This window comes from Planococcus liqunii, from assembly GCF_030413595.1.
GTDB classification, from domain to species: domain Bacteria; phylum Bacillota; class Bacilli; order Bacillales_A; family Planococcaceae; genus Planococcus; species Planococcus liqunii.
Genome location: NZ_CP129238.1, coordinates 1,160,538 through 1,185,341, shown reverse-complemented (window position 1 = coordinate 1,185,341; position 24,804 = coordinate 1,160,538). Strand labels below are relative to the sequence as shown.

Genomic DNA, 24,804 nt, shown 5'->3' with positions numbered 1-24,804 from the left:
GTGTTGAATGAATACTCATTCATTATTCACACTTTATTCATTATAAAATAAATCTTCAGACAATACAACAAGCATCGTAAAATTACGATGCTTGCAGATGGGCAATATAACGCCAGCGGATTAAAAAGAAGTAAAGAATTTGAGCCACCGTAAATCCGCTCAGCACGAGGACCATTTCGCCAAGGATCGACAGTTCGGCAAATTCGTCCCACACCACTTGAAGCGAGATGAAAGCAAATGTGCTATGGAGCAGCGCAACACCCCAAGGCAGGAAGAACTGGGGAACGAGCTGCCGGTTGACGATTTTCCGGAGCTCTTTTTCCGTCATTCCGAGGCGCACCAAAAGCGAATATTGCTTCCGGTCGCGTTCAAGCCCCGTATACAATTTAAAGTAAATAAAGCTCCCCGCAGCCAGCAAGAACACCGCTGCTACCATGACTCCGATAAACAGCAGAATGGCAAACGATGATTTAAAGCGCCGATAATCTTCACCAGGGTTTTCAAAAAAGAAATTAACGCCGCTGAAATCTGCGGCAGCGGCTGCTTGCTCCATCTTTTCTTCCAATTCTCCGCCGATGGCACTCGTCTCTTCCCATTCCGGTACATCGAACGCATAATACGTGAATGTCGACTCCCCAGGGCCATAGCCAATCAGGGGCTGATCGATCGCTTCATAATCCACGTCGTTAACAATGATGCTGTTTAAATTCATCGTATGCCCCGGGAACATCAGCCGGGGATAAACTTCTGCAATGGAAAGGTCGATGCCGCTTTCCACCAATGTAGTTTGTACATTGCTGTTTTTCAGTTCTTTCAGTGAATCCCTCGAATAAGGGATAAAAATCCCTTTTCCTTTTTCTGGATAGACCGGCTCGAAGCCAAGTGAAAAGGCCAGCCGGTTAAATTGCTGCGCCGAGAAAATATCCACATCGTTTCCGGTAAAAGCGGACGTTTGGCGCTTGATCGACAGCGGCACGACATCGTAAGCCAATTGCTTTTCTTCCAGTTGCAAAGCCAATCTTTCCACATCTGCTTGTTCTGATTCATTGCCGTTAAAGGAAATATAAATCAACCCAAGCGGATTGGATTCCCGGAAATCTCCGGTATAAGACATAAACGAAGCCAATGTGCCTACCGTCAAAAACGCAACCGTCGAAACGATTGTCACGATGAAAAACATCTGCGCGCTGTCTTTCAGCTTCACTGAAGCTTCTGCCAAAGAAATCAGCCGCGTCTTATGCCAGTAAATCCCTTTTCTGCGTTTATACAGGTTCAATAGCGAGTGGATGGAATGTGTGAAAAATAGATAGGTGCCGAGCGTGGCAATCGGTGGAATGATCGCGGCCATTTGATAAACCGTCTGGTCGGTTACCATCGAAGCCAACAGGTAGGCAGCTAGTAAGAGAAGGATCCCAAGCATTGACAGGCCTTTTGAAATCCCGGTCATTTCATCCGTCTTCCAATAGCCCTGCAGCAAATCCAGGATGCCTTTTGTCCGGATAAACGACACACTGATAACGGAGATGATGATGAACAAACTGGCAAAAGCCCCGATCGTTAAAGCAAAGGGCTTCCACGACACGTACAAAGGAAGCGATTCCAGCTGCATGATTTCGCGGCCGATCATAAAGAAGAATTTCGAAAAAGCAAAGCCGAAAGCAATTCCAGCCACTGTTGAAACCGCTCCAAGAATCATCGTTTCAAAAAAGATCATTTTGTTCAGTTGCTTTTTGGTCATGCCCAAATGCATGAGGATACCGAACTCTTTCGACCGGGCCTGCAAAAAAGCACTCATCGAATAGAACAAGAAGAACAGCGTGAAGATGTACAAGACGATTTCTGCGATGAACATGCCCCGGACAGCCAGTTCCTGCAGCCCATCTTCTTTAAAAAGCGGATGAAAAATAAACATCGAATATACAAAAAACACCATAACGGAAAATACACTGGCCAGAAAGAACGCGGCGTAGCTGCGGCGGCTCCGTAAGACATTATGGTAAGCGAGTTGCCGAAAGGTCATTCACGTTTCCTCCAAGCAAGGATAGAACATTCAAGATCCTTTGATAGAATGTCTGACGGCGTTCATCGCCATAGATTTCATTGAAAAATTCCCCGTCTTTGATGAACAGCACCCGGTCGCAGTAGCTGGCAGCGATGGGATCGTGCGTCACCATCACAATGGTAGCCCCTTCGTTGGCACTGACTTTCGATAATAAATCAAGGACGTCCCGGGATGCTTTTGAATCCAGGTTCCCCGTCGGTTCATCGGCCAGAATAATGGCCGGCTTGTGGATCAATGCCCGGCCGATTGCGGTCCGCTGGGCTTCCCCGCCGGATATTTCATTCGGGCGCTTATGGAGAATGGACGTTAAATCGAGCCGTTTGGCCAGTTCCAATACACGCGTCGCCATATCATTGATCGGCACATAATCCAGTGTCAGCGGCAGCACCAGATTTTCTTCCACTGTCAGCATCTGCAGCAAATTGAAATCCTGGAACACAAAGCCAAGTTTGCGCCGTCTGAACAGCGCAAGTTCATTTTTGTCCAGGCGATGGGGATTAATGCCGTCGATGAGAATTTCACCGGCAGTCAGCGAATCGATTGTTGAAATCAAGTTGAGCAGCGTCGTTTTTCCGCTGCCGGAAGGGCCCATGACAGCCAGAAATTCACCTTTTTCCACTTCGAAGCTCAGTTGATTCAACGCCCGATGGGTGACCTTCCCTTCGTACACTTTCGTCACTTCGTTGATTTTCAATAAAGACATCGTCTTGGCCTCCTGTTGTTGAGTCTTGGTTGAAGAACGATACCGATACGGCAGTTCCTTGTCCCCGTTCCGAGGAAATTGTCAGCTTATGTCCAAGTTTATCGCATACTTCTTTTGCCAAATACAAGCCCATTCCTGTGGACTCCCCGGTCTTCCGTCCATTTTCCCCTGTGAAAAAGGCTTTTGTAATACGCGGCAAGTCCGAGGACGGAATGCCGATTCCTTCATCCCGAACCGTTAAAACGGCATTGCCGTCTGCACATTCGGCATGAAGATACACTTTCTTGTTCGGTTCAAAGGTATATTTTAAGGCGTTTGTTAAAAACTGGCCCACAATAAACTTCATCCATTTCCGGTCAGTTGCCACGACGCAGTCTTCGGCCATATCGATTTCCGGATACACGCGTTTGGAAATAAACAAGCGCTTGTTTTCTGTGACGATTTCCGCTACCATGGCGCGCAGCGAGACTTGTTCGATTTGCATATCATCTTCAAAGGTATCCAGCCGTGCATTCATCAATACCGTATCGAGGCCCGACTTTAACCGGTCCACTTCTTCACGGACACTGTTTTTGTCGAGCTCCCCTTCTTCCTGAAGCAATAATTGCATAACGGATAAAGGGGTTTTCATCTGGTGCACCCACTGGTTCATAAACTGAAGATGGCGGTTTTGAGAAGCATAAAGTGCCTGCGCTTCGTTCTGGTAGAGCCGGTACAGTTCCTGCAAATACCTTTCGCTTTGAAGCTGTTCCGGAGAGCGGGCTTCCCGCTGGATGGCATGTTCCATCCGGTCCGGAATTGCCAGGATCTTTTGATAAAAATGATACCGCTTCACAAAACGCGCAGCTAAAAAAGTGACAACCAGTAATGTGCTGATGACAAACGAGTAAATGGCTGTATCGACGTTCCGGAAGCCGTCGAGCCAGTACAGCGCCATGATGAACGCTACCAGCACCGCCTGAAAGACAATAAATGCAGCATGTTCTTTAAAAAACAAGCGAAACATTACAGTTCCTCCTCATGAATCAGCAACCGGTAACCGGAGCCCCGGACTGTTTCAATGGAAGACAGCACTTCATAATCCGCCAGTTTTTTACGGACACGCGTCATGTTGACATTCAGCGTATTTTCGTCCACGAAAGCCTGGTCATCCCAAAGCTCTTCCAGCAATTGCTCCCGGGTCACCACTTTCGGATAGTGGGCCAACAACAATTCCATGATGGTGCATTCTTTTTTCTGCAGCGGAATGACCGCCGTCTTTACATGGAGCTCCATTCGTTCGAGGAACAGCGAGATTCGCCCCGCCTTCACTGAACGCTCTTCCTGCTTTGGAGCATATTCCCCATAAGCTCTGCGCAGATGGCTTCTTATTTTTGCAAGGACGATTTCATAATGGAAAGGTTTCGTAATGAAATCATCCCCGCCATTTTCAAGAGCAAAAACCTGATCCATTTCCCCTGACCTGGCGGAAATGAATAAAATCGGGCAAGTGGATGTTTGGCGCAATTGGCGGCACCAATAGTATCCATCGTAAGAAGGCAAATTGATATCGAGCAGAACCATATGGGGATCAAATGCCTCAAACTCTTCAAGAATGTGGTCGAAATCTTTTGCGGTTTCCACATCGTAATGGTATTTGCGTAAAGTCTCGGCCAGCATTGCCGCTATTTTCAAATCATCTTCCACTATGAAAATTCTTTGAGCTGCCATATTGATTCCCCCTTTCCTGTTTCTTTCCATTTTAACAAAAGAGCCTGCTCGATAGCAGGCTCTTCATGAATTCTTAATAAATTAATTTCAGGAATTCTTCTTTCGTGATGCCGCCAAGATACGTCGGGATATCAAATCCGCTGATGGCTTCATCAAGTGAAGCCCGTTCGTATTTAACGCCAGTAATGGCTTGTTCAATTTCCGCCACATCGCCAACTCCAAAAAAGTCGCCGTAAATATTGGCATCCTGTACAATGCCATTTTCCACTTGAAGACGGACATCAATGCCGCCGACCGGGAAGCGGTGGGAATGCTTCACATTGAACTTAGGCGATTTTCCGTAGTTCCAGTCCCAGTTGCCATAGCGCTCTTTTGACAATTGGCGGATGTTTTCCCAATCCTGGTCCGTCAACTCCCAGTACTGAATGTTTTCTTCGCCGTCAAACAGCGAAGCCAAAATCGCTGAACGGAATTCTGTGACCGTCATCGGCTCTTTCAGAAACTCCGAAATATTCGCGACGCGGCTGCGGATCGACTTGATGCCTTTGGACTCGATTTTTTCTTTGCTGACTTTTAATGCTGACACAACTGCATCCACTTCTGTATCGAACATCAGCGTTCCATGGCTGAACATGCGGCCGCGAGTAGAGAATTGAGCATTGCCGGAAACTTTGCGCCCTTCTACCATCAAATCATTGCGGCCGGATAGTTCCGCATTGACGCCGAGGCTTTGCAAAGCATGTACAACAGGCTCAGTGAACTTCCGGAAATTGCGGAAGCTGTTGCCGTCGTCGACTGTGATAAAGCTGTAGTTCAAGTTGCCGAGGTCATGATAGACGGCGCCGCCTCCGGACAGGCGGCGGACAACATGAATGCCGTTTGAATCAACATAGTCGGTGTTGATTTCTTCTGCCGTGTTTTGGTTTTTGCCGATAATGATGGAAGGTTCGTTTATGTAAAACAGCAAAAATGGATCTTTTTCTACGTCCATTGTCTTTAGCAAGTATTCTTCAATTGCCAAGTTAATGCGCGGGTCGGTAATGCCTTTATTGTCTACAAAATACATAATTTCTCTCCTTTGAAGTACATACTCTCCTTAGTTTAACGGATTTTTCAAAAAAGTTCACGGTTTAGGGTTGACGAATCTAAACTGTTATAATACAATTCAATAAAGAATCACAGTACTATAACAAAGGAGCTGGAATGGATATGGAAAACGTAGTGGAATTTTTCAAGAACCTGCCCGCGAAAAAATGCTCGAATTGTGGAGAAAAGATCGAAGAACAGCATGAATGTTATGGTAGCCAATGTGAAAAGTGCGACGAATTATAAACATACATAAAAGAAGCGGACGCTGCCAATATGCGCCCGCTTCTTTTATTTGCGCCTGAACATTACCGGCAACTGTATCAATATCTGTATCATCTAGCCCGATGTATCTAAAAAACTGTTCTTTCCTCATCTGGCATGGGTCATATACCAGTTGTATGAGTCTTTATCCAAAGTGGCCAAACTGTAGCTCCCAATGTCGCCAAGCTTGCAATAAGGTTTTGCATAAACTCCATATCCACTGATCGCCGCATCGTTGACCGATACATTCGTCAGCAGATAGACGATTCCTTCTTCGCAATATAACGCATAACTTACGCGCTCTGTTTCATGCTTTTTGAACAGCATAATTTCATGTAAGGGAATCTCGTATTTCTTAAACTCAAAAATTTCATAAGGCGTTGCAGGATTGTGTGCTTTTTGAAAATGCTTCATGTCAGCCACCTCTTTCGTTCAGACAATCAGTCAATAAGAAAAGCCGGCTGCATAAACGCAGCCGGCTCTTTCACCATCTCAGTGGCCGGAATGGTCTCCCATTTTGTCCATGCCCTCTGCGTCATCGCTGTCATCCGGTACGACAGATGCCGGATCCGGACTGCCTACAGTAATTTCCTGTTTTGGCATTACGTGCAGGCGGCGGGCGCTGGTATGCGCCTGGATCAAGTACACGCCTTCTTCTTCAAAGGCGGTCTCGGCTTCATAAACGCCATCGCCTGTATGTTCCGCTTCAATCATTTCACTGCTGTCGCGATGTCCCGACTCCCAAACTTCGTAAACGACTTCATCTGCATCTTCGACAGCTTCATCGCCTTGCGTAACCGTAGCCGACAGCACGACTTCTCCAGTCTGTTCCACTGTTTGCGGCGTGTTGATCTCCACCACAACTTCTTCCAGCGAGTTGCCGGTTCCGGCTGAATCGGCTTCTTCACTGCCGCATGCCGCCAATAACAATAACGGCAGCGCCAGCCCCATCAATTTCTTCATATTCGCTACCTCCGCATTTCCTGTTCCACTTGGCAATTCCCAAGAATTTGCTGTGCTGCTGCTTTGCCTTGGTCCACACAGCCTTGCAAGCCAAATCCTTCAAACGAACTGCCGATGACCTGAACCATGGGAAAGTCTTTTTCCACTTCTCTGCGTGCTTTTTCCACACGTGCTTTATGTCCAACCAAATATTGCGGCATCGCTTCTGACCAGCGCGAAACGATCGTGAATTCCGGCTCCGCTTCAATGGCCATCGCCTTTTGCAAATCTGCCAGGACGGTTTTTTCAATTTCTTTATCCGATAATTCCACCACTGCTTCGTCTCCTACGCGGCCAATAAAAGCTTTAAACAGCATTTTGCCTTCCGGCGTTTGGGATGGCCATTTGCAATGTGAAGCAATGCACGCGGTAATGGATAAATCACTGTTTCGCGCCACGACAAACCCCATTGCCCGATCCGCGAATTCGCGAACCGATTCTGCAGGAAACGCCATCGACACGGTTGCCACTGAAGTTGCCGGCATCGCTTTTAGCTCTTCCAATAACCCGTAAGGTTCGAATAAGGGTTGGACTTTCGTATGAGGAAGCGCAAAAATCACCTCATCCACAACCAACGTCGACTCATTATTCAGCTTTAAAACGGCTTGGCCGTTGTTTTCCGCAATCTGAACCACTTTGACGCCTTTTAATATGGTGGAAGCAGTAAGTTCTTTTTCAATTGCGGTCACCAGCGTTTCCATTCCATTTTTAAAAGACCGGAAAACCCCTCTTTTATTGGTAGTGTATTCGTTCGGACAAATCCGTTCGTTTTTTTTCATCCCATAAATCAGGCTGCGGTGCTGCTGCTCGATTTCCTGGAATGCCGGGAATGTAGCGTCTAGACTTAAACGGTCGATGTCCCCGGAGAAAAATCCGGAAAACAGCGGTTCAATCAAGTTTTCAACGACTTCATTGCCAAAACGGCGCCGTACAAAAGGGCCGACCGGCTGATCGGCTGTTTTTTTGGATTTGGGGAGAATCAGGTCGCCTGCCGCTCGGACTTTGCCGCTCCATGAATACAGCGACGAAGCCAAAAACGGACCGACGGCTGTCGGTACGCCCATCACCGAGCCTTTCGGTACAGGATGCAGTTTATCTTCCACCATGACATACGTTTCCCCTGCACCGCTTTCCACCAGCTGATCTTCAATTCCCAATTCCTTCACCAATGCATTAATATTTTTCGTACGGGAGAGAAACGAATCTGACCCACGCTCAATTACAAAACCGTCTTTGCGCAGCGTTTGGATTTTTCCGCCTAGGCGGTGCGTCGCCTCGATCAAGGTGACTTCCAATGAAACGCCAAGTTCCTTCGCTTGTTTTTGTAAATAGTAAGCAGCAGACAGACCTGTGATTCCTCCGCCCACGACTGCTACTTTTCGCGTTCGTTCCGCCACGTTTCGCCCTCTCTTTCGCTTATCTTTATTTTTCAGCTAACTTATTCAAAACGACATCTGCCAGTCCATCGATAAACAATGGCTGAACGTTCGGCATTTCCGGACGTCTGTAAGTTGCGCCAATTTCGTCGCACACGACTTTACACTCATAATCGTTGTCGAATAACACTTCCAAATGATCGGCCACAAAGCCGACTGGCGTGTAGACAAACGATGTATAGCCTTTTTCAGTGAACAATTCACGTGTCAAGTCCTGAACATCGGGGCCAATCCAAGGCTCCGGTGTCTGTCCGGCGCTCTGCCAGCCCACTTCCACATTATTCACTCCGGCAGCTTCAGAAACCAATACAGCTGTTTCTTTCAATTGTTCAGGATACGGGTCTCCATTAGCGATGATTTTTTCCGGCAAGGAATGCGCAGAAACGATCAGGCATGCTTTTTCGCGCTCTTCTTCTGACATTTCAGCAAAAGCGGCGCTTACTTTTTCGCTCCAGTATTGGATGAATTTCGGCTCGGTATACCAGCTTTCCACGGAAGTCAGTGAAATGCCCGCTTTTTCAGCGGCTTCTGCAGCACGTCCGTTATAGGACTTGACTGAGAATGTTGAAAAGTGAGGAGCCAAAACAATCGAAACCGCTTCAGTGATGCCGTCAGCACGCATCGCTTCAACACCGTCTTCTACAAATGGCTCAATGTGCTTTAAGCCAAGATATACTTTGAAATCGATCTCGTCCTGCATTTCGTTCAAGCGGGCGCCTAGTGCGTCTGCCTGGTCTTGTGTAATTTTAGCAAGCGGTGAAAGGCCGCCAATCGCTTTATAGCGGCTGCGCAAGTCTTCCAAGCTTTCTTCGCTCGGTTTGCGGCCGCGGCGAATATGCGTGTAATAGCGTTCAATATCTGCTTCTTCGTAAGGCGTGCCATACGCCATCACTAATAGTCCCATTGTCTTTTTCAATGTAATCACCCCAAGAGAAATTTGTTGTTCGATTAAACGCGTGCTTTATGGGCAGCGCTGTATTCATGGACAAATGAAGTCAAACGCTTAAGCGTATCCGGCTGAACTTCCGGGAACACGCCGTGGCCCAAGTTGAAAATGTAGCCATCCTGCTGCAAGCCCATATCCAAAATCGCTTTTACGCGTTTTTCGATAGTCGGCCAGTCTGCCAGCAAATAAGAAGGATCGAAATTCCCTTGGAGGGTTTTCGTTAATCCCATTGCACGCGCTTCAGAAATCGGCAGACGCCAGTCAAGCCCGACAACGTCTACAGGAAGGTCATGCCACTCTTTTGCCAAATGGCTTGCCCCAACGCCGAAAATGATCAACGGTACGCCTTCTGTGCGAAGTTCCGAGAAGATGCGGTCCATTACCGGCTTGATGAAAATGCGGTAATCTTCCACATTTAAAGCCCCTACCCACGAATCAAAAATCTGGATTACTTTCGCCCCTGCTTTGATTTGAGCTTTTACGTAAGGGATGATGGTATCAGCAAGCTTGTCCATCAACAAAAACCACATTTCCGGTTGAGAAACCATCATGGCTTTTGTTTTATTGTAGCTTTTCGACGGGCCGCCTTCGATCATATAGCTCGCCAGTGTGAACGGTGCACCCGAAAAGCCGATCAATGGCACATTCAATTGTTCCTGCGTCAAAATGCGGATCGTTTCCAATACAAAATCCACATCTTTCTCCGGATTGATCTCACCCAATCGTTCGATATCCGCCATGGTGCGGATCGGATTGTCGATGACCGGGCCAACTCCCGCTTTGATTTTCACATCTACGCCAATTGCAGGCAGCGGAGTGACGATGTCTTTGTAAAGAACAGCCGCATCCACATTGTATTGGTCGACAGGAAGCTTTGTCACATACGCACAAAGTTCGGGTTGATGTGTAATTTCTTCTAGCGAGTATTTTTCTTTGATCTTGCGGTATTCAGGCTGTGAACGGCCAGCTTGGCGCATAAACCACACCGGTGTGTGATCCGCTTTCTCTCCGCGCGCCGCCCTCAAAAAAGTATCGTTAAATTCAGTCATGTTGATAAACATCCCTTCGGTTCATATCGTCCTGCATTCTATATCCGTATTTCACTATAGACGCTCCACATTCTATTGTATAGATTCCTTTGGCAAATGTCATAAATTAGACGCTTCTCCCTTCACCGGTTCGCCATTATGTGTTTCAGCCCATTTATTAAGGGAACCATATATAATGAAAGCAATTGCTCAAGGAGGGATTTTGATGAATTTATTTATGACGACAGGCACTTATGATTTTATGAAGAAAATGCGGGAAAAACATCCCAATGAAACGATGGTGCTGATGCAGGGCGAAAACACCACTTTGCTGCTGCATGAAACAGAAGGCAAAACCATCTTCCAGACACCGCGCCGATATGAAGTGGTGGATGGTACCGGCACCTTTAAAGAAAAAGGCTTTTTTGTATTCAATAATATTCCGGTTACAGATGAAGGCCGGCCGATTTTTGAGCACCGCTTTAAAAACCGCGCCGGTGCCATCGAAAACGAGCCTGGCTATGTGGCGTTCCGGGTACTGCGCCCATTGGATTCCGATACGTATGTGGTATTAACCGAATGGGAATCACCGGCGTTCTTTGAGAAATGGAAAGAATCGCAGGCTTTTTCGAAAGCACACGCAAAACCAGCGGAGAATGCCGGCGAGAAACGCCCGAACATTTTCTCAGGCGCTTCTTATATTACGACCTACAAAGCAAAACCGGAAGACGAATAAAGCTTGGCAAACCTCTTCGTTAAGAGGTTTGATACATAATGATCAGGGGGAACAATATTGGCATTTGTTTACTTCATCCTCGCTGCTATCGTGACCGTTTTTGCTGCCGTCAAGCTTTCGCAGTATGCAGATGTTATCAGTGAAAAAACTTCCATGGGCGGTATGATGGTCGGCACTTTGCTGTTGGCTGGGGCCACTTCGCTCCCGGAAATTTCCACCAGCTTTTCAGCGGCCGCCATCGGAAATGCAGATATCGCAGTCGGCAATATGATCGGCTCCAACCTGTTTAATCTTTTCATTTTGGCAGCGTTCGATTTTTTGCTGCGTAGACGCCGGATTTTAGAGCGTGCATCTAGAGACCATATCTATACACTGTTTCTTGGATTATTATTGACCGTCTTGGTTATTTTAGCTCTTTGGCTGCGGCTTGATGCATCCATCTTAGGAATTGGACTGGACGCTTGGATTATAGCGCTTGCTTATATCTTCGGAATGCTCGCGATCAACAAGTTGCCCAAATCTGAACCTGCTGCAACACAAAGCCTGCCACAAACAGAACCTGCTAACCCGAGTGCTTCCCTGTCTGCAAGGGCGGCGATTGCACGATTCATCGCAGCGGCTATCATCATACTTGGCGCCGGTACTGCATTGTCCATAACAGGCGACCAAATTGCGGTTATTACCGGCATTGGCTCTAGCTTTATTGGCAGTTTTCTAATCGCAGCTACGACTTCCCTGCCGGAAGCCATTTCCGTCTTTGTTGCTCTGCGGCTAAGCAATGTCAATATGGCGGTTGGAGCTGTCCTGGGGAGCAATGTGTTTAACATGATCATTCTGGCAATTTCAGACCCGGTTTATACAGCGGGACCAATCCTGTCTGCCGTGTCAAATTCGCATCTGATCATTGCTGTCGGCGTACTCTTTATGTCGCTGCTCGTGCTTTACTCGCTGCTTCAGAAAAAGACGATTTCCAATTTCAAATATGCGCTGCCGTCGGCAATTGTCATTTTGATTTATTTCATCGCTTCCTATTTGAATTTCACTTATTAAAAAAAAGAGCCGAGTGCTCTTTTTTTTATGCTATCATTTATAGTGGAACTATTTTGATTATTGGAAATTGAAAGGGGTTTACAACATGATTGAAAAAATTTATGCCGAACTGGATTCAAGTTACGAAGAAATGGTAGACATACGCAGACATTTGCATATGCATCCTGAACCTTCTTTCAATGAAACAAAAACCGCTTATTATATCCGCCATTTTTATGAACAGCTTGGCATTGAAGTAAAACATGGCGTTGGCGGCAATGGCGTCATTGCTACGATCCGCGGCAGCAAACCGGGAAAAACCGTTGCGCTGCGGGCCGATTTTGATGCCCTTTCTATCCAGGACCAAAAAGAAGTTGCCTATAAATCGATGGTTCCAGGTGTGATGCATGCTTGCGGACACGACGGCCATACGGCCACTCTGCTTGTTCTTGGCAAAGTGCTGCACACTTTCCGCAACGAATTGAGCGGCACGTACGTGCTGATTCACCAGCATGCAGAAGAGCTGGCGCCCGGCGGAGCAAAAGCCATGATCGAAGCAGGCGCGCTTGAAGGCGTAGATGTCATTTTCGGCACGCACTTATGGTCGACAACGCCTTTTGGCAGAATCGATTACCGTGTCGGACCGATCATGGCTGCAGCGGATTCGTTCGAAATCAAAATCCAGGGCCGCGGCGGGCACGGCGCCAACCCGCATGAAACAAAAGATGCGGTGGTGATCGGTTCCCAGCTCGTGACAAACTTGCAGCAATTGGTGTCCCGCCGCGTCGATCCACTCGAATCTGCGGTATTGTCCGTTACATCGTTTGTCGCTGAAAATCCCTACAATATCATCGCAGACCAGGCCTTACTCGGCGGAACCGTCCGGACGTTTACGGAAGCCAACCGGGTCCTTATGGAAAAAGAAATGGCCCGCGTCATCGAAGGCACCAGCATTGCCACAGACAGCCTGTATGAATTCAACTTCATGCGCGGCTATCCGGCAGTTGTAAACCATGAAAACGAAACGCTGTATTTGAAAGAAATCGCAGCTGGTGTACCCGGCGTCGAAGAAGTTTACCATTGCGCGCCGCAAATGGGCGGAGAAGACTTCGCTTATTACTTAGAGCACGTGCCCGGCACCTTCTTCTTTACCGGTGCGATGCCGGAAGGTGATGTGTACCCACACCACCATCCGAAGTTCGACTTTAAAGAAGAAGCGATGTTAGTAGCCGCCAAAACCCTGGCGACCGCTGCACTGAATATGAATGAATAATAAAAATCCCCGCCGATTTTGAATCGGCGGGGATTTCTTTAGTTCTTCTTCTTTCCAAAAGCCAGTGTAATAGCTGAAACAAGCAAAATCACGGCGAAGACAGCAAGCGCGGTAAGCGGCTCCCCTACTCCTATAAGGACGGCTGCGACCAAAATCGCCTGCAGCAGTTGCATAACCAAAATAAGCTTTCTGACCGCCCGCTCCCTGCTGAATTTCGTCAGCGGGAACAGGTTGTCCATCCGGAAATGCTGGGTCTGGTTCAAGCCTTGCCAAATCTGGATAGCGGAAGCAAAAGCGAGTGCGGCAGCGAAAATGATGACAGCCGCCGGAAACGGAATGAGCCAAGCGCCTGCCATGGCAATAACCGTTAGCCTCACCCATAAATAAAACAATTCATCGGACCGGATAAATGTGCGCCAAACCAGGTAATAATGGGCGTTTTCCGGTCCTCTCTTGATAAAACGGTAAACCCAATTTAACCAGGTCCGTTCTTTGATCTTCCCTTTGATATGCGGAACATCGGTAAAATAATTGGCAAACTGGTAGAAGCGCAGCATCCGGTTTTCTTCCAGGCCTACAAAATGCTCATAGGCAAACGGCTTTCCTGCCGCCTGCTGCTGCACCCATCTGCCATAAACGATGATCGCAAACAAAACCAGCACCGCGATTAACAGGTTGCTTGCGACATATAGGTAAACAAAAATGAAGACGAGCGTGAAGCGGACAAGGCGGTCCACCCAAGCACGGTATCCCAAATAGGCTTTGCGGTACGCAAACTCGGTCTGGATGTTCCACCATTTGAGCAGCAGCAGTAAAATCGGCAACCCGATCAACAAGGAAGACGGCAAGCCGTACAAGGCATTGACCATCGGCAAGGAAACGATAAACGCAATGACTGGCAAGTACAATTGCGAAAAGAACGTCCATTTTAATGCCGGCTTTAAAAATTGGTCCAATTGGCTTTCGAGCGGCAGAAAGTAAACCATGTCCGCTTCTTTCAATAAGGTCGTCGGCGGGCTGTAAGCCAGAAGCAGACCAAAAACGGCTGCTAAAATCCAGGCGCCCGGAAAATCAGGCGGCACATTCTGTACCCATTCGCTGTACGCATAGCCAGCTGCTCCAATGGCGAAAAGCAGGACAACTGCAATATGCCCAGTAAAGATATACTTTAAATAATTTTGGACTTCAATGGTGTATTTTTGAAGCCGGTTCGACCACACTTCATGCAAGTTCTTCATTGACAGCATCCTCGGTCATCGCAATGTATAAATCGTCCAGTGATGCATCCGGCATATTGAACGCCTTCCGCAAATCCGCCATTGTTCCCATCGCACGGATCCGCCCGTTATGCAGCAGGATAATCCGGTCGCAGTACCGTTCTGCCGTCGACAGAATGTGGGTGGACATCAGGACCGAAGCCCCTTTTTTCTTTTGCTGCTCCATTTGGTCCAGCAGCGATTTGATGCCGAGCGGATCGAGCCCGACAAAAGGTTCATCGATGATGTAAAGCGCAGGATTCACGAGAAATGCGCTCATGATCATCACTTTTTGCCGCATTCCTTTTGAAAAATGGGACGGAAACCATCTCAGTCTTTTTTCCATGCGGAATTCCTTCAGCAATTCTGCCGACCGTTTTTCAAATCTGGCTGAATCGAGGTTGTATGCCATTGCGGTCAGCTCCAGATGCTCGCGCAATGTCAGTTCTTCATATAATACCGGCGTCTCCGGAATGTATGTAAACGATGACCGGTAAGCATCCATGTCTTCCTCAAAGGTTTTGCCATTCAAGCGGATTTCTCCAGACTGCGGCTGCATGAGGCCGATGATGTGCTTAATGGTTGTACTTTTCCCCGCACCGTTCAAACCGATCAATCCAACCAGTTCTCCTTTGTTGATTGAAAATGTTACGTCTTGCAGCACGGGCTTTCTTGTATACCCGCCCGTCAATGACTGGACTTCCAAAATAGCCAATCTAAACACCTCTTTCTTTCAAACTATTGTATCAAAATCAGCTGACGATTTCTTTTCCGAAATCGAATTTATGATAAACTGGAAAAAATGGAAAGGATGATGACAATGACCGATTGTATTTTCTGCAAAATTATCAACGGCGATATCCCCAGTGTAAAAGTGTATGAAGACGAACATGTTTACGCATTTATGGACATTATGCCGCTATCTAAAGGCCATACTTTGCTCATCCCCAAAACGCATCGCGAGTATGTATACGATTTAGCCCCGGAAGAAGCTGCCAATCTGTTTTCAGTAGCACCGAAGATTGCCAGCGCCATTAAAGAGACATTCGAACCGGAAGGCATGAACCTGTTGAACAACAACGGAGCCAAAGCCGGGCAAAGCGTTTACCACTTCCATTTGCATTTTATCCCCCGCTACGGCGCAACCGACGGCTTTGGCGCAAAATGGATGACCAAAGAAAAAGAATACACGGCTGAACGCATCCAGGAACTGGCAGAACAAGTCAAACAGAAATTAAATCCGGATACTTGATAAAAAACACCGGACACGATAGAATCAGTATAAGTTTTTTCGCCGGCGGCCAAGAGGGCACGTCCGGGAAAAGCAAATAGCCCAGAGCTGAGGAGAGATGAGAAATGAATACGAAAAATCTAGTTTTAATGGCGCTGCTGGTCAGTGTCGGAGCAGCACTTTATGTGGTGATTCCAGGATTTAGCGGCGGGATGAAGCCGGACTTTATGCTGACAATGATGTTTATCGGGATCTTGTTGTTCCCGAATGTGAAATCGGTGTTCTTGCTGGCAGTGACAACCGGAGTTATTTCCGGATTGTTTTCCACTTTCCCAGGAGGATTTTTCCCGAATATCATCGATAAATTCATCACAGCGTTTGTCTTTTTCGCTTTTGTCCTGATCTTGAAAAAAGTGGTCGTTAAACTTCCCGTGGCCATCGCCCTTTGCGCAGCCGGTACAGTCCTTTCAGGAACCATTTTCCTGTCAGCAGCCATTTTCGTAATCGGTGCAGAAATTCCTTTCGGCCTTCTTTTCACAACGGTCGTACTGCCAGCCATCGTGCTGAACGGCGTTGCTTTTGCGCTCATCTACCCGATTGTCATCCAGTTGGTTAGACGCTCAAAGTTTGAAACAGCCGTTACACCTTCTGCTGGAAGAAGCGGGAGTATTACTGCCCGTTAAAGTGAGATAAAAAAGAGCTTTTCGGTGAGAAATTCACTGAAAAGCTTTTTTTAATTGAATAGTCGTTCATCTTTATGTTTTAATTAAGTGAAATAAAGGAAAAGAACGGTATAGGACGAAAGGGGCGTTTGGCCAATGAAAGCATCAACTTTTTTTATAGGACTTGCTACAGGGCTTGCGGCAGGAGCTGCAGCGACATTATTTTCCACTCCCCAATCCGGGAAAGAGCTTAGAAGCTCAGTGAAAACCGCATCTACGGATTGGAAAGAGAAATTATCAGATGTTAAAGAAAAAGTGAACGGTTTAAAAGAGTCGGTCGCTAAATTGTCCGACGAAGCAAAAACCGTTGTTCCGGAAGCAACCGACGGCTTGAAAGAATCACTTCAGGAATGGCAAGAAAGCACGGCTCCAGCAAAAGAGCATTTACAGCTTGAAATTCTTGCGATCCAAAACGCAATTGAAGCGCTTCAAAATTCCATCAGCAAAGACAAGAATGACAAAAAAGATGATAAAGATAATGAATAAGCTGCCTTGGGCAGCTTTTTTATTTTCCTTTTTAATATAGATAGGATCTTCACTCCCTTGAATACGAGAGCCCCACTGACGAAAATCCCCTAATAAGCTCTATCCCCTTCCCTTTCCGCTCGCGTGAATCAGATATTTAAATTTTTTTATTATTCACACTTCATTATGTTTTGCTTTACTGCTATAATAAAGAAAAAATATTTGGGGGAAAGTGGGTGCTTTAATGAGTGAACAAAATTATACCTTTAAAGAAGCCATGTTGTTTAGCCAGCGGATTGGGCAGCTGTCAAAAGCATTATGGAAAGCAGTCGAAAAAGATTGGCAGTTGTGGATAAAACCTTATGATTTAAATATTAATGAACACCATATTTTATGGATTTCCTATCATTTAAAAGGCGCTTCCATTTCCGATGTCGCAAAATTTGGAGTCATGCATGTTTCCACTGCCTTCAACTTTTCAAAGAAATTGGAAGAACGTGAGCTGTTGGCATTTTCAAAACGGGACACAGACAAACGCAATACATATGTGGAACTGACCCCAAAAGGAGAAGCTTTAATGCAGGAAATGATTGAGAAGTATCACGACACTCCCCACGCAGTCATTGACGGTTCGATGCCGTTGAAGGAATTGTACGGAAAATTCCCGGAATTCCTGGACATTATGGCCGTAATCCGGAATATCTACGGTGATGACTTTATGGAAATTTTCGAAGCTTCCTTTAAGAACATCGAATCAAAATTCAGTGAAGAAAACCAAATCATTGTGGCGTCTGAAAAAAATGAAAACGTTCTATAAAATTTAAAGCGAATCTTTATTGCATTTCCTAGCTATTCGTTGTATTGTATGTATCGAATCAAAAGAGAAATCCACTTTTAGGAGATGCAAACATGCACTGCTGGAAAACCATTAATCTAAAAAAACAATACGGACTCGATCGTTTATATATCATGTCTGCACTTATTGCCTTGGGTGTCTTTATGAGCTTTTATATCGTATTGAATATTCTTTATTCCGATCCTTTGTCCGATCAAAACTTTCTATTATTTATCTGTGCTATTCTTGCCGTTTATCCGTTGCATAAATTGTGTCACTTCCTGCCGCTCGTCGGTTGCCGGAAATGCATTAAACTGATTGTAAAAAAACAACTAAAAGTTTTGCCGAAGATTTCACTGCACATCAGCGAACCGGTGAGCAAGATCCGATTTATCATGACACTAGCGGCACCGTTTATGTTGATTAACACCACAATTGTGTGCCTAAGCTTGCTCATGCCGGTTTACAGCCATTATTTTGCCATGCTGCTGGCTTACCACAGCGGTTTGTGTTTGACGGATTTGATTTATATGCGAAACTTGGCACATTCGCCTAAAGACGCACTTATTGAAGAAACGGACACCGGCTTTGAAATTCTCGTACCCGAAGTGGTAGCCTAATCCTGCTTTTTCTTCCCGTCTTTGGTATACTAGAACCTAACATTAGAGGGGAGGAAATTCATGATTATCGCATTTGTAGTGATGTTCTCTGTACTTTACTTATTCCAGATCAACCGCATGACATTGGCGCTCGTAACTTCCCGGGAAATTCCTGAAGAAAACCATCAGAAAATTTTCCGTACAATCAATATATTGATCACGATTTTATTGGTATCCTTGTACGTAGGCGTAGAATTTACTCCGTGAGTTCACTTGCCCCTGGCAACTGAACTTTTTTTTATCCAAATTTAAAAACTCAAGGTGTTGCGAAGAGATATTTTCCTCTTTAAGGAAACTTTTTGATTTTTTAAACGTTTATGGTATAGTAACTACTGCATCTAGATAGAATGTTGGGAGCGAAAAAAATGAAAAAATCAATATTAACCCTTTCTTTGGCCGCATCTGTGTTGGCATTGGCTGCATGCAGCGACAGCGGTTCTGGCGATGAAGTCATCGTTGAATCAAAAGTTGGGGATATTACACAGCAAGACCTTTATGAAGAAATGAAAACTTCTGTTGGCGATCAGGCACTTCAAATCTTAATGATTGAAAAAGTGCTTGCTGATAAATACGAAGTGACCGACAAAGAAATTGACGCGGAGTATAAAAAATCCGAAGAAGAAATGGGCGAAAGCTTTGAGCAGTTCCTGGCCCAAAACAACCAAACCGAAGAAAGCTACAAGAAAGTCATCCGTTTGAACTTGTTGCAGGAAAAAGCATTGACTGACGGCGTTGAAGTATCTGACGAAGAAATTCAGGCGCAGTATGACCGCAAGGGTACTGAACTGAACGCACGCCATATTCTTGTAGCCGATGAAGAAACAGCGAACAAAGTGAAGAAAGAATTGGATGCTGGCGGCGATTTCGCAAAACTGGCAGAAGAATATTCTTCTGACACAGGTTCTGCTGCAAACGGCGGAAGCCTTGACTGGTTCGGTACTGGCGCTATGGTGCCTGAATTCGAAGAAGCAGCTTATGCTCTGGAAGTTGACGAAATCAGCGAACCGGTTCAATCCCAGCACGGATTCCACATCATCCAAGTGACGGAGAAACGCGAAGTGAAAGATCAGCCTGCTCTTGAAGACCAAAAAGAAGAAATTCGTTCTGAATTGGCCGCTTCCAAAGCAGACCAAACTACTTTGGTTCCTAAAATCGCTGACATGATGAAAGAAGCAAATGTTGAGATCAAAGATGAAGACTTAAAAGGCGCACTTGATGAAATCATGAACGCTGAAGCTGCACCAGCTCAATAATTTGTACGAGAGCCCTCCGCCAATTGGCGCTGAGGGCTTTTTTGTTTAAATTGAATCTAGAGCATAAAAAAACTCCCGTTCGAATGAACGGGAGTTTTTTTATTTAATCGTCGGTTTATAGAATGACCGGTTGTCCAATGGAAACAGGCGCTCTGAGAATTCACCTGGTTTGGTTTTATCCAGTGCGCGGTCAAGCATCATCATTTTCGCATCGATATTATCGATATAATGCAGCATTTCCGCTTCTTTGATCATCGGCTTTTTCGGACTGCCCCACTCTTCTTTTCCATGATGCGACAACACCATATGCTGAAGCAGCAGCACTTCTTCCCCTTCGATTTCGAGTTCATCGGCGGTTTTCGAAATCTCGTTGACCATGATGGAAATATGGCCCAGCAAATTGCCTTCCAGCGTATAAGTCGTTGCAATCGGTCCGGACAATTCAAACACTTTGCCTACATCGTGCAAGATGATGCCGGCATATAACAAGTCTTTGTTCAGGCTCGGATAAATTTCGCAGATTGCTTTTCCAAGTCTCAGCATAGACACTACATGATCAGCAAGGCCGGATACATAATCGTGATGATTCCGGGTGGCAGCTGGGAACGTCAAAATTTGCTGCTGGTATTTCTTTAAGATGTGGCGGGTGATCCGCTGAATCGCCGGATTTTCCATTTGGAACAAATACTGAAGGATTTCTTCAGACAATTGTTCCGTCGTTTTTTCCGATGATGGCATCAAATCGGAAATCGACTGGTGCTCTTCCGGTTTTGCCGGACGTATGCTTTTGATGCGCAGTTGATTTTTTCCGCGGTAGTTATGGATTTCCCCGCCTACTCTAACAATTGTTTCAGCAGCAAATAATTTTTCATGCTCATCTTTCGTATCCCATAATTTCGCTTCGATATCTCCGCTCTTGTCCTGCAAGACGAGCGATATAAAAGGGTTTCCGGTGGTGGTAACCCCCTTCACTGATTGTTTGATCAGCAAAAACTCATCAACCGTTTCCCCTACAGCACGCTGTGTAATCCCTTTTATCATAGTTGGACACTCCTTTCGATTGTGGCTACATTTATTATAGAAGCATTCGGCCAAGCCTGCTGCATCGCTTCGTGGCAAGTGAAATAAATGAATTGATGGCTCTGTTGCAGCTCTGTTATTAAGTTTATCATTTGCTGCAGCCGGCTGCGATCAAAATGAACAAAGGGATCGTCCATAATAAACGGGAATGGATGGCTCTCCTGCATTGAAACTGCCAAGGATAGCCGAAGCGAGATATACGCCTGCTCTTTTGTGGCTTGGCTGAGTTCCCCGATATGGAACCGCATGCCGTCCTTTCTGACGGCTTCAAAAAATCCTTGGGGATTCATTTCCAAGCCTGTGTAAGCGCCTGACGTGAGCGACTCAAAGAATTTTTGAGCCGCGGCAATAACCGCCGGCAATTTCTTTTCCTTCAGTTCTTCCATCGTTTGGCGGATCGCTTCTGTAATTGCTTTATCGATCGACCAGCGCTTCGCCAATTCCGCAAGCTCTACTTTCTTTTCCTCGAATTGCTGCAATTTGTCTTCGTAGGTTTCATCTTCCAGCAGCACTTTTGTCATTTGGCGTTTTTCCGCCTGTTCTGCCAGCAGCAGATTTCGTTCTTCTTTTAATTGATGCAACACAGATTCGCTTTGTACTAGCCAATCGCGTGCTTGCGTGCTGTCCATATCGGCAGGTAAGGCACTACTGCCGATCGCTATTAATTGCTCTTTAATCGGGGCAAGCTCCCGCATCAACATTTCTTTTCGTTCCCACTCATCGCAAGCGCGGTAAAATGCTTCAATCGAAGCTGTGCCCGCTTCATCCAGCAAAGCTTGCTGTTCTTTTTGGATTTGCCCGTAAAGCGCAGTCAGCTGCTCATGCTCTTTTTTCAGCTCGGCCGCTTTTTCCTGGCGCTTTGCTTGTTCGGCGAGCCGCTGCTTGCGGATGTTCCATTCAGAACGCAAATTTGCATACATCTCTTCTATACCTAATGGGTTGCCGTAAACTTCAGATGCCTGCTCGGTCCAACTCTCCAGCTGTTTCGCAAGTACATTCGCCTCTTCCGTTACGCGCCGTTCTCTTCCAGTCAATGAATGGACTTCCCGCAGATTTTCGAACAACTTCAAAACGGTGCTGCGGCTCGTTTCCGCACGAAAGCCTAGTTGCTCCAGAAAATCTTCATAGGCTTCTTTCGCCGACTGGCTGATTGGCATGCCGGATAGGTTGGCTATGCGATTTTTCGCCGCGTCCACCGCTTCAAACAAAGCATCCAGTTTTTTGTCATAGCTATCCAATTTTTGCACCAAAGCCTCATATTCCGCTTCTTTGCCGCTATAACGCTCTAAAACTTTCGCATAATCATTAGACAGCCCCGCCGGCTTCTCTCGGGTCCGCCATAGCCAGGCACCTCCTGCTGCAGCCAGTAAGCCAATCGCGACCACCAAGAAGTTTGGCTGGATGATTCCTATCACCAGCCCTAGAAGCCCAAGGCCAATCAATAAGTAGTATAGTGCTGGAGAATTGCCGGTTGTCTGCATTTGCTTCGCAGCTTTCGCTTCAGCCAATTTGGGTGCAGCTGCCTGCCACTCTTCAACCGCTTTCCTATCTGCTTCTGCAGGTTCTGTCGCCAGGAAGTACCGCAATTCTTTTTCCGCTTCCATCAGCTTCTCTTTTTCTTCCGACACTTTTCTATTCTGGTACTGCTTTTCCTCTTCTTCCATATTCACTTGCCGGATATGCTCCAAAAGCAATTCTTCTTGCCCCAATGAAACGTCTGCTTGGAGCGCTTCGGGTTCACTCATCCCTACAAGCGCCAGAATCCGGTTTTTCTCATCTTCAAGTTTGATCCGTTCTTCTTTTTTCTGGCGCAAAAGCGCCCGCACTTGAAGCCATTCGGATTCTTTTGCCAGCAGTTGCTCAAGCGGTTCAACCTGGACTTCTTCAAAGCCAAGACTCGTGAGTGTGTCCAATTCTTTTTTAAGATAGTCCTTTTTGGCTTCCGCTTCGGAAAGCCGGTCTGACAACCGGTCCATTCGCCGCTTTCCATCTGAAGGAAATGCAGAAACCTTCACTCCCTCCAACTCTTGTTCCAGCTGTGCTTTCTTTTCGGCGAGTGGAGCAGCCTGCAGCCATTTTTCCACTGATTTTAATTGGAGGCTCCGGCCTTTTTCTTCCGCTTCAATCGTTTCCAGCCGGACCGCTATTTCCTGGAGCCGGTTAACCGCAGGTTCATAAAGCTCTGTGCGGGTTCTGAGTTCTTTCAATTCACTTTCCTGCTGCCGCAATTCTTCAATGAGTTGATTGACTTTCGGATTGCGCCCGGCCTTTTTGAACACTTCTGCCATTTCCTTCTCTAAACGGCTTTCCAGTTTCGTGACAGCGTCGACACCTGTGGTTCCGGAAGCAAGCAGCGTCCGACTCAGCTCTTCTTCTGTCATTTGTTCAAGACCCTGTAATTCATGAATGGAGAAAGAAAAAATGGATTCAAAAGAAGCACGGTCATAATCCCGTAAAATCATTTTCAATTCCGCATCGGATCCCCGTGTGCTATCTTCGAAATACACGGTGACATCTCCTGCCGATTTTCCTTTTACCCGCTCGATGATGATGCGCCCGTATTCGTCGTCGCTTATGTGCAGCTGCCCCCCGTATTTGCCGCCAGCTTTTGGTTCGTAGCGCAGCAGGTTCTGGTTGCGCGAAGGATAGCCGAACAGCGTCTGAATGATAAACTGCTGAATGGTCGTTTTTCCCGCTTCATTTGCTCCATAAAAAATGGACAGTTCCGGATTTACGTCGATCGTGCGGTCCTGGTGTTTGCCAAACCCGTAAATGACTAGTTTTTCAATTCTCATCGGTTCATTCCCCCAAATGCATGCCGCGGCGGATTTTCTGTGCTGCAGCTTCCTGGATTTCCGCTGTTTTTGACGGATCCAGCGCCTCTAAAAAGCGGCTGCCTTTCGGATGCCGATACAGATCTTTTAATACTTCTTTCCAGTCCGAAAGCTGCCATCCGGCCATTCTGTCCATAATTTCCTCCCCAAGCGGCGTAAGTTCCGCTTGCGTTTGCATGCCGTCCACGGCAATTGACTCGGCCCAAACCAAATCGTCCAGCATGCTGAACGCCTCCCGGATGGTTTCCGTCAATTCTTCTTCTGTTGTGTCTTTTATCATATCGAAGGCTTCTTCATTCAAGTTGGCCAATTTCACTTCGACAACTCCCGCACCATAATGCCCCGCAAATTCCCGGGCTGCCGATAAGCAAGCATCCAGTAATTCATTCATGTGCACAATGCCGCTGCAATCCACTTGTATTTCGTCAAACTGAAGCACCGAAGCAGGAATAAAATTTAGATGGGATGTGCCGCCTGAAATGCGGACATCGTAAAATCCTTTTGGCCCACTTTCATTTTTGTGCCGTCCCTGTAAATTTCCAGGGTAAATTACCGGTGGATCCATATGCAGTTCCTGCCGTAAATGGATATGCCCAAGTGCCCAATAATCATAATTTTTGCTGAGCAGCTGCTGCTTCGTAAACGGCGCGTAGACCGCATGGGCCGTATCCCCTTCCATGCTGCCGTGAAGCATGCCGATGTAAACGGCGTCTTTTTCTTCAGCCACCGGATATTGGTGGATGACCGGTTCTTTTACATGGCGCTGGGCATAACTGAATCCAGTAACGACTGCATTTCCATTCGCCGTTGAAAGGCGGATTTGAGATACCGAGTCATCGAAGGCATGAACATTCTCGGGCAATTCGAAACGCGTCCATTTGCCGCTCAAATGGTCATGGTTGCCATAGCTTAAGACAACCGGGATCCCCGCTTCCGAAAGCCTTTGCATTCCTAGCTGAAAACGGTGCTGTGCCCGGATGCTGCGATCTTCTCCGTCGTAGATATCACCGGCAATCAGCATGAAATCCGGCTGTTCTTTCACTGCGTAGTCAATCAACCGGCCAAATGCATCCAGCGTGCTGTCTTTCAGCTTTTTCCATTGCTCAGGATGCAAGCCCCGCATGCCCGTAAACGGACTGCCCAGATGCAAATCTGCCGTGTGAATAAATCGAATTTCCCCCATAGCCAAACTCC

At 46.6% G+C, this 24,804-nt stretch carries 26 protein-coding genes; 11 read left to right on the top strand and 15 right to left on the bottom strand.

The annotated features are described in order from the left end of the window. Positions 1–82: 82 nt before the first annotated feature. From QWY22_RS05925 to lplA, 5 genes are all read right to left on the bottom strand, one after another. The gene (locus QWY22_RS05925; protein ID WP_300983533.1) at positions 83–2,020 is read right to left on the bottom strand and encodes an ABC transporter permease; all 1,938 of its coding nucleotides are present in this window, start codon (positions 2,018–2,020) and stop codon (positions 83–85) included. Next, the gene (locus QWY22_RS05920; RefSeq protein ID WP_300983532.1) at positions 1,992–2,765 is read right to left on the bottom strand and encodes an ABC transporter ATP-binding protein; all 774 of its coding nucleotides are present in this window, start codon (positions 2,763–2,765) and stop codon (positions 1,992–1,994) included. Before QWY22_RS05920 ends, QWY22_RS05925 begins: the two co-directional genes overlap by 29 nt. Beyond that, positions 2,668–3,771 carry a sensor histidine kinase gene (locus QWY22_RS05915; protein ID WP_300983531.1) on the bottom strand — a complete coding sequence of 368 codons (1,104 nt, stop codon included), beginning with the start codon at positions 3,769–3,771 and terminating at the stop codon, positions 2,668–2,670. Before QWY22_RS05915 ends, QWY22_RS05920 begins: the two co-directional genes overlap by 98 nt. Beyond that, the gene (locus QWY22_RS05910) at positions 3,771–4,475 is read right to left on the bottom strand and encodes a response regulator transcription factor (RefSeq protein ID WP_300983530.1); all 705 of its coding nucleotides are present in this window, start codon (positions 4,473–4,475) and stop codon (positions 3,771–3,773) included. The genes QWY22_RS05915 and QWY22_RS05910 overlap by 1 nt, the downstream gene beginning before the upstream one ends. A gap of 73 nt (positions 4,476–4,548) precedes the next feature. Next, the gene (lplA, locus tag QWY22_RS05905; protein WP_074510127.1) at positions 4,549–5,541 is read right to left on the bottom strand and encodes a lipoate--protein ligase; all 993 of its coding nucleotides are present in this window, start codon (positions 5,539–5,541) and stop codon (positions 4,549–4,551) included. 143 nt (positions 5,542–5,684) lie between these two features. On the opposite strand from lplA, the gene yhfH reads away from it, so the two are divergent. Continuing rightward, positions 5,685–5,807: a protein YhfH gene (gene yhfH, locus QWY22_RS05900; protein WP_081720666.1), complete on the top strand. Its 123-nt coding sequence runs from the start codon at positions 5,685–5,687 to the stop codon at positions 5,805–5,807. Between the two features lie 126 nt (positions 5,808–5,933). Here the strand turns inward: yhfH and QWY22_RS05895 are convergent, their stop codons facing one another. From QWY22_RS05895 to hemE, 5 genes are all read right to left on the bottom strand, one after another. After that, a complete protein-coding gene (locus QWY22_RS05895; protein ID WP_300983529.1) occupies positions 5,934–6,239 on the bottom strand; it encodes a hypothetical protein in 306 nt (101 codons plus the stop codon). A gap of 78 nt (positions 6,240–6,317) precedes the next feature. Next, on the bottom strand, positions 6,318–6,788 hold the full coding sequence (locus tag QWY22_RS05890; RefSeq protein ID WP_300983528.1) for a FixH family protein: 471 nt from the start codon (positions 6,786–6,788) through the stop codon (positions 6,318–6,320). A gap of 5 nt (positions 6,789–6,793) precedes the next feature. Further along, positions 6,794–8,224 (bottom strand): protoporphyrinogen oxidase, encoded by a 1,431-nt coding sequence (gene hemY / locus QWY22_RS05885; RefSeq protein WP_300983527.1) that lies wholly within the window; start codon positions 8,222–8,224, stop codon positions 6,794–6,796. A 25-nt stretch (positions 8,225–8,249) separates the two neighbouring features. After that, complete coding sequence (gene hemH, locus QWY22_RS05880; protein WP_300984341.1) at positions 8,250–9,167, bottom strand: ferrochelatase; 918 nt, start codon at positions 9,165–9,167, stop codon at positions 8,250–8,252. A gap of 44 nt (positions 9,168–9,211) precedes the next feature. Then, on the bottom strand, positions 9,212–10,258 hold the full coding sequence (gene hemE / locus QWY22_RS05875; protein WP_300983526.1) for a uroporphyrinogen decarboxylase: 1,047 nt from the start codon (positions 10,256–10,258) through the stop codon (positions 9,212–9,214). 205 nt (positions 10,259–10,463) lie between these two features. Between hemE and QWY22_RS05870 the strand changes: the two genes are divergently transcribed. The 3 genes from QWY22_RS05870 to QWY22_RS05860 all read left to right on the top strand — a co-directional run bounded on the left by QWY22_RS05870 (position 10,464) and on the right by QWY22_RS05860 (position 13,275). After that, positions 10,464–10,973: an antibiotic biosynthesis monooxygenase family protein gene (locus QWY22_RS05870; RefSeq protein ID WP_036808027.1), complete on the top strand. Its 510-nt coding sequence runs from the start codon at positions 10,464–10,466 to the stop codon at positions 10,971–10,973. 57 nt (positions 10,974–11,030) lie between these two features. After that, positions 11,031–12,023, top strand: a complete 993-nt coding sequence (locus tag QWY22_RS05865; RefSeq protein WP_300983525.1) for a sodium:calcium antiporter — start codon at positions 11,031–11,033, stop codon at positions 12,021–12,023. A gap of 85 nt (positions 12,024–12,108) precedes the next feature. Further along, positions 12,109–13,275: an amidohydrolase gene (locus tag QWY22_RS05860; RefSeq protein ID WP_300983524.1), complete on the top strand. Its 1,167-nt coding sequence runs from the start codon at positions 12,109–12,111 to the stop codon at positions 13,273–13,275. A gap of 38 nt (positions 13,276–13,313) precedes the next feature. On the opposite strand, the gene QWY22_RS05855 is transcribed toward QWY22_RS05860, so the two are convergent. Together QWY22_RS05855 and QWY22_RS05850 are read right to left on the bottom strand one after the other, a co-directional pair. Continuing rightward, positions 13,314–14,513, bottom strand: coding sequence for an ABC transporter permease (locus QWY22_RS05855; protein WP_300983523.1), 1,200 nt, complete (start codon positions 14,511–14,513; stop codon positions 13,314–13,316). After that, complete coding sequence (locus QWY22_RS05850; RefSeq protein ID WP_300983522.1) at positions 14,497–15,246, bottom strand: ABC transporter ATP-binding protein; 750 nt, start codon at positions 15,244–15,246, stop codon at positions 14,497–14,499. The genes QWY22_RS05855 and QWY22_RS05850 overlap by 17 nt, the downstream gene beginning before the upstream one ends. Before the next feature lie 105 nt (positions 15,247–15,351). On the opposite strand from QWY22_RS05850, the gene QWY22_RS05845 reads away from it, so the two are divergent. The 7 genes from QWY22_RS05845 to QWY22_RS05815 all read left to right on the top strand — a co-directional run bounded on the left by QWY22_RS05845 (position 15,352) and on the right by QWY22_RS05815 (position 19,696). Continuing rightward, on the top strand, positions 15,352–15,783 hold the full coding sequence (locus QWY22_RS05845) for an HIT family protein (RefSeq protein ID WP_036807999.1): 432 nt from the start codon (positions 15,352–15,354) through the stop codon (positions 15,781–15,783). A 104-nt stretch (positions 15,784–15,887) separates the two neighbouring features. Beyond that, positions 15,888–16,445: a tryptophan transporter gene (locus QWY22_RS05840; RefSeq protein ID WP_036807996.1), complete on the top strand. Its 558-nt coding sequence runs from the start codon at positions 15,888–15,890 to the stop codon at positions 16,443–16,445. A gap of 135 nt (positions 16,446–16,580) precedes the next feature. Next, a complete protein-coding gene (locus QWY22_RS05835; protein ID WP_300983520.1) occupies positions 16,581–16,970 on the top strand; it encodes a YtxH domain-containing protein in 390 nt (129 codons plus the stop codon). 223 nt (positions 16,971–17,193) lie between these two features. Then, complete coding sequence (locus tag QWY22_RS05830; RefSeq protein ID WP_300983519.1) at positions 17,194–17,766, top strand: HTH-type transcriptional regulator Hpr; 573 nt, start codon at positions 17,194–17,196, stop codon at positions 17,764–17,766. Positions 17,767–17,858: 92 nt separating this feature from the next. Beyond that, the gene (locus tag QWY22_RS05825; protein ID WP_300983517.1) at positions 17,859–18,404 is read left to right on the top strand and encodes a DUF3267 domain-containing protein; all 546 of its coding nucleotides are present in this window, start codon (positions 17,859–17,861) and stop codon (positions 18,402–18,404) included. Positions 18,405–18,464: 60 nt separating this feature from the next. Continuing rightward, the gene (locus QWY22_RS05820) at positions 18,465–18,650 is read left to right on the top strand and encodes a hypothetical protein (RefSeq protein ID WP_036807986.1); all 186 of its coding nucleotides are present in this window, start codon (positions 18,465–18,467) and stop codon (positions 18,648–18,650) included. 158 nt (positions 18,651–18,808) lie between these two features. Continuing rightward, entirely contained in the window at positions 18,809–19,696 is an 888-nt protein-coding gene (locus tag QWY22_RS05815) for a peptidylprolyl isomerase (protein ID WP_300983516.1), read from the top strand. 99 nt (positions 19,697–19,795) lie between these two features. Here the strand turns inward: QWY22_RS05815 and yhaM are convergent, their stop codons facing one another. The 3 genes from yhaM to QWY22_RS05800 are packed head-to-tail and all read right to left on the bottom strand — an operon-like array spanning position 19,796 to position 24,793. Next, on the bottom strand, positions 19,796–20,734 hold the full coding sequence (gene yhaM, locus QWY22_RS05810) for a 3'-5' exoribonuclease YhaM (protein ID WP_036808014.1): 939 nt from the start codon (positions 20,732–20,734) through the stop codon (positions 19,796–19,798). Beyond that, positions 20,734–23,571, bottom strand: coding sequence for an ATP-binding protein (locus QWY22_RS05805; RefSeq protein WP_300983515.1), 2,838 nt, complete (start codon positions 23,569–23,571; stop codon positions 20,734–20,736). Before QWY22_RS05805 ends, yhaM begins: the two co-directional genes overlap by 1 nt. 4 nt (positions 23,572–23,575) lie before the next feature. Further along, on the bottom strand, positions 23,576–24,793 hold the full coding sequence (locus QWY22_RS05800) for a metallophosphoesterase family protein (protein ID WP_300983514.1): 1,218 nt from the start codon (positions 24,791–24,793) through the stop codon (positions 23,576–23,578). Between the last annotated feature and the right edge of the window lie 11 nt (positions 24,794–24,804).

What these genes read in the sequence shown, in the direction of transcription:
- QWY22_RS05925 (WP_300983533.1), bottom strand. Translation starts at nt 2,020, where the DNA reads ATGACCTTTCGGCAACTCGCTTACCATAATGTCTTACGGAGCCGCCGC.
- QWY22_RS05920 (WP_300983532.1), bottom strand. Translation starts at nt 2,765, where the DNA reads ATGTCTTTATTGAAAATCAACGAAGTGACGAAAGTGTACGAAGGGAAG.
- QWY22_RS05915 (WP_300983531.1), bottom strand. Translation starts at nt 3,771, where the DNA reads ATGTTTCGCTTGTTTTTTAAAGAACATGCTGCATTTATTGTCTTTCAG.
- QWY22_RS05910 (WP_300983530.1), bottom strand. Translation starts at nt 4,475, where the DNA reads ATGGCAGCTCAAAGAATTTTCATAGTGGAAGATGATTTGAAAATAGCG.
- lplA (WP_074510127.1), bottom strand. Translation starts at nt 5,541, where the DNA reads ATGTATTTTGTAGACAATAAAGGCATTACCGACCCGCGCATTAACTTG.
- yhfH (WP_081720666.1), top strand. Translation starts at nt 5,685, where the DNA reads ATGGAAAACGTAGTGGAATTTTTCAAGAACCTGCCCGCGAAAAAATGC.
- QWY22_RS05895 (WP_300983529.1), bottom strand. Translation starts at nt 6,239, where the DNA reads ATGAAGCATTTTCAAAAAGCACACAATCCTGCAACGCCTTATGAAATT.
- QWY22_RS05890 (WP_300983528.1), bottom strand. Translation starts at nt 6,788, where the DNA reads ATGAAGAAATTGATGGGGCTGGCGCTGCCGTTATTGTTATTGGCGGCA.
- hemH (WP_300984341.1), bottom strand. Translation starts at nt 9,167, where the DNA reads ATGGGACTATTAGTGATGGCGTATGGCACGCCTTACGAAGAAGCAGAT.
- hemE (WP_300983526.1), bottom strand. Translation starts at nt 10,258, where the DNA reads ATGACTGAATTTAACGATACTTTTTTGAGGGCGGCGCGCGGAGAGAAA.
- QWY22_RS05870 (WP_036808027.1), top strand. Translation starts at nt 10,464, where the DNA reads ATGAATTTATTTATGACGACAGGCACTTATGATTTTATGAAGAAAATG.
- QWY22_RS05860 (WP_300983524.1), top strand. Translation starts at nt 12,109, where the DNA reads ATGATTGAAAAAATTTATGCCGAACTGGATTCAAGTTACGAAGAAATG.
- QWY22_RS05855 (WP_300983523.1), bottom strand. Translation starts at nt 14,513, where the DNA reads ATGAAGAACTTGCATGAAGTGTGGTCGAACCGGCTTCAAAAATACACC.
- QWY22_RS05845 (WP_036807999.1), top strand. Translation starts at nt 15,352, where the DNA reads ATGACCGATTGTATTTTCTGCAAAATTATCAACGGCGATATCCCCAGT.
- QWY22_RS05840 (WP_036807996.1), top strand. Translation starts at nt 15,888, where the DNA reads ATGAATACGAAAAATCTAGTTTTAATGGCGCTGCTGGTCAGTGTCGGA.
- QWY22_RS05835 (WP_300983520.1), top strand. Translation starts at nt 16,581, where the DNA reads ATGAAAGCATCAACTTTTTTTATAGGACTTGCTACAGGGCTTGCGGCA.
- QWY22_RS05830 (WP_300983519.1), top strand. Translation starts at nt 17,194, where the DNA reads ATGAGTGAACAAAATTATACCTTTAAAGAAGCCATGTTGTTTAGCCAG.
- QWY22_RS05825 (WP_300983517.1), top strand. Translation starts at nt 17,859, where the DNA reads ATGCACTGCTGGAAAACCATTAATCTAAAAAAACAATACGGACTCGAT.
- QWY22_RS05820 (WP_036807986.1), top strand. Translation starts at nt 18,465, where the DNA reads ATGATTATCGCATTTGTAGTGATGTTCTCTGTACTTTACTTATTCCAG.
- QWY22_RS05815 (WP_300983516.1), top strand. Translation starts at nt 18,809, where the DNA reads ATGAAAAAATCAATATTAACCCTTTCTTTGGCCGCATCTGTGTTGGCA.
- QWY22_RS05805 (WP_300983515.1), bottom strand. Translation starts at nt 23,571, where the DNA reads ATGAGAATTGAAAAACTAGTCATTTACGGGTTTGGCAAACACCAGGAC.
- QWY22_RS05800 (WP_300983514.1), bottom strand. Translation starts at nt 24,793, where the DNA reads ATGGGGGAAATTCGATTTATTCACACGGCAGATTTGCATCTGGGCAGT.